General features: G+C 69.0%; 4 protein-coding genes. All 4 read left to right on the top strand.

The features are described from left to right. Positions 1 to 315: 315 nt before the first annotated feature. The 4 genes from VR44_RS31135 to VR44_RS31125 all read left to right on the top strand — a co-directional run bounded on the left by VR44_RS31135 (position 316) and on the right by VR44_RS31125 (position 2888). Positions 316 to 927: a DUF6082 family protein gene (locus VR44_RS31135; RefSeq protein ID WP_045950967.1), complete on the top strand. Its 612-nt coding sequence runs from the start codon at positions 316 to 318 to the stop codon at positions 925 to 927. 424 nt (positions 928 to 1351) lie between these two features. Continuing rightward, positions 1352 to 1792 (top strand): SDR family NAD(P)-dependent oxidoreductase, encoded by a 441-nt coding sequence (locus VR44_RS49285; RefSeq protein ID WP_425424549.1) that lies wholly within the window; start codon positions 1352 to 1354, stop codon positions 1790 to 1792. Further along, a complete protein-coding gene (locus VR44_RS31130) occupies positions 1708 to 2079 on the top strand; it encodes an SDR family NAD(P)-dependent oxidoreductase (RefSeq protein WP_425424550.1) in 372 nt (123 codons plus the stop codon). Before VR44_RS49285 ends, VR44_RS31130 begins: the two co-directional genes overlap by 85 nt. Positions 2080 to 2123: 44 nt before the next feature. Then, positions 2124 to 2888: a PIG-L deacetylase family protein gene (locus VR44_RS31125; RefSeq protein ID WP_045950966.1), complete on the top strand. Its 765-nt coding sequence runs from the start codon at positions 2124 to 2126 to the stop codon at positions 2886 to 2888. Positions 2889 to 2966 lie beyond the last annotated feature (78 nt).

Below are 2966 nucleotides of genomic sequence, written 5' to 3'. Positions count from 1 at the left end.
AGCTTGGGCTGCCTGATCGACCGGACCCGCAGGGGCAGCAGCGGCCAGACCTGCGCGAGGGCCCTTCGGCACCGGATCAGAAGTGCCGTTGCTTGCGGTCGAGTTCGGGGACAGGCACGAAGGCCGAAGAAGCGTAGGTCGTCGGGGGCGTCGGCCGATCAGGAGCTGTCCGGCCGATCAGTGGAAGCCCTGAGTGCCTCTTGCCCGGCGTCGACGCCGGCTTCAAGCTGGTCAGCGAACCGGCAGTCAGTGTCTGGGGGACATGTGACAACTGGAAGCGGCAGGACGCAGCGCACGACACGGGTACTGACGGCCGTGGCGTACAGCCTGCTCGGGCTCGGACTGCTGGGGCTGATCGTCTCCACACCCTTCTTACTTTCCGCTGTGGCTCCGGCGAGCGCGGACTGGGGAAGGCTCAGTGACATCAGCCAGACGTACGGTGCCGTGTCCGTCGTGCTCTCAGCCCTCGCCTTGGCGGGCGTGGCCCTCTCGCTCCTCTACCAGGTCCGGCAGGCGCGGACGAACAACGAGCAGGCCATCAGGGACAGCCATCTCCAGCTCGCGACACTCGCCCTGAGTGATCCGAATCTGCTCCTGGCATGGTCACCGCCCGTTGCACCGGTGACTTTCAAGCGGCATCAGCAGCATCTGATCACGTCTCTCGCTCTCGGAGAGCTGCTGCAGCGCTTCCGGATCGGCCATCTGTCCATCGAGAAGCTCACGGTGAAGCTCGACGGGCATTTTCGCGGGGAGAGCGCGCGGGAACAGTGGGAACGCGAAGGGTCGGGATGGCGCCGCACCATGGAGGCTGGGGATCGACGTGACCGTGTGTTCGTCCGCCTGGTGGATGAGAGCTACCGGACTGCAGTGGCGGCGGGGCCCGCGTCGGCTCTTCTGGAGTTTCAAGATCGGCCGGCCAGGTCCTAAGTGGCGTACCGTCCTTCGTCTGACGTCGCCGGCCGCCGCCCACCACTCCTGTAACGCCCCGCATTCCTCCCCCTCACCCACACAATCAAACCGTCCGCCCTCAACGCCGAACCCCACAGAAAGGAACGGGCCCCCCGTGCCTTTACCGAGCCTGCTCGGAGTCTTCGCGCACCCGGACGATGAGGCACTGCTCACCGGCGGCGTCCTCACGCAACGCTCTGGCGTACATAGTCACTCTCCGTAGCGGCATGACCTGGCAATGTCCTGGGCTGCCGTGATCTTGCCTATGCCGCCCTTATCAACAAGTCCTTGAGGACTACGGCCAGAGCCGCAGCCCGTCTGCGCCGGTGGACTGATCCCTCACCACAGGCCGCCTGCGTAACGTGCTCTCCGACTCGGGATCGTCCGCTGAAGGGGAGAAAGCATGAGCACCACTGCACCGGTAGCGCTGGTCACGGGCGGCAACAGGGGCATCGGCCACGAGACCGCGCGTCAGCTCGCCGGGCTCGGCTACACGGTCCTCCTGTCCGCCCGCAGGCCGGAGGACGCCGAGCGGGCCGTTGCCGGTATGGCCCCCGCAGTGCCCGGGACGCTGGTGCCCTGCCGACTGGACGTGACCGACGCCGACAGCGTCCGTGCCCTCGCCCGCCGCGTGGAGGGGGAGTTCGGGCGCCTCGATGTCCTCGTCAACAACGCGGCCATCTCGTCAACAACGCGGCCATCAACTACGACACCGCCCGCAGAGCCGTCTCCGTCGACCTCGGCGAGGTCCGCCACACCCTGGAGACCAACCTCTTCGGCGCCTGGCAGACCACCCAGGCGTTCCTGCCGCTGCTGCGCCGCTCACCCCACCCTCGCGTGGTGAACGTCTCCAGCGAGTCCGGGTCCCTGGAATCGATGTCCGGCGGCACTCCCGCCTACGGCATCTCGAAGGCAGCCCTCAACGCCCTGACCCGCAAGCTGGCCGACGAACTGCGCACCGAGGGGATTCTGGTGAACGCTGTCTGTCCGGGATGGATCGCCACCGACATGGGCGGCCCGGGCGGCGACCCGGTCGACCAAGGCGCCGCAGGTGTCGTCTGGGCCGCGACACTGCCCGACTCGGGTCCCACCGGGGGCTTCTTCCGCAAGGGGGAGCCGCTGCCCTGGTGACTCTCCGCCCAGCCCCCGAACGCCACAGGAAGGAACAGTCCCCCGTGCCCTTACCAAGCCTGCTCGGAGTATTCGCACACCCGGACGATGAGTCTCTGCTCGCCGGCGGCGTCCTTGCGCAGCACCATGCCGCAGGTGCCCGCACCGCAGTCGTCACCGCCACCTGGGCTCCGGACAGCCGCCGGGCTCCCGAGCTCGCAGACGCGCTCTCCGTACTCGGCGCGGGCACCCCGCGGCTGCTGGGCTACGGTGACGCCCGCAACCCTGAGGCGGCCCCCGCGCAGCCCCGGCTCCTCGACGCGCCCCTGGAGGAGGCCGTCGGGCGGCTGGTCGCCCATATCCGTGACTTCAGGCCCGACGTGGTCGTCGGCCATGACGCACTCGGGCAGCTGACGGGCCACCCGGACCACGTACGTACGCATCAGATCACCCTGCTCGCCGTCGAAGCGGCCGGTCTCGCGCATCTCTATCCCGATGCGGGCCCGCCGTGGCAGCCGTCCGCGCTGTATGCCTTCACGCATCCCGAGTCCGGCGTGGGCCTCCTCGGCCCGTTGCTGGAGGGGGTCGGAAAGGCCGTCCTGGCCGTGCCGGACACGTACGTGACCACGAGCGTCGATGTCACGCCGTGGGCACCGGTGAAGTGGGCGGCGATCCTTGCACACCGTGGTGAGGTCGCGCGCGAACGGGCCCTGCCGGGCATCCTCTCCCGCCTGCCCGAAGCCGACCGCCACCAGATCATCCGGACCGAGCACTTCACCCGCCTCTCCCCCGGCCCGGTGCCGGGCGCACGGGACCGGCTCACCGCCTGACATCCCAGCTGCCGGCCACTCCCCCATCCAGGATCCGCCCTGGGAGGACCTGGATCGTCGCACCCCCGCAAGGCTGCG

Source organism: Streptomyces katrae, from assembly GCF_000966975.1.
GTDB lineage: Bacteria > Actinomycetota > Actinomycetes > Streptomycetales > Streptomycetaceae > Streptomyces > Streptomyces katrae.
The sequence above is the reverse complement of the archived record's forward strand: the minus strand, read 5'-3'. Positions and strand labels throughout refer to the sequence as shown.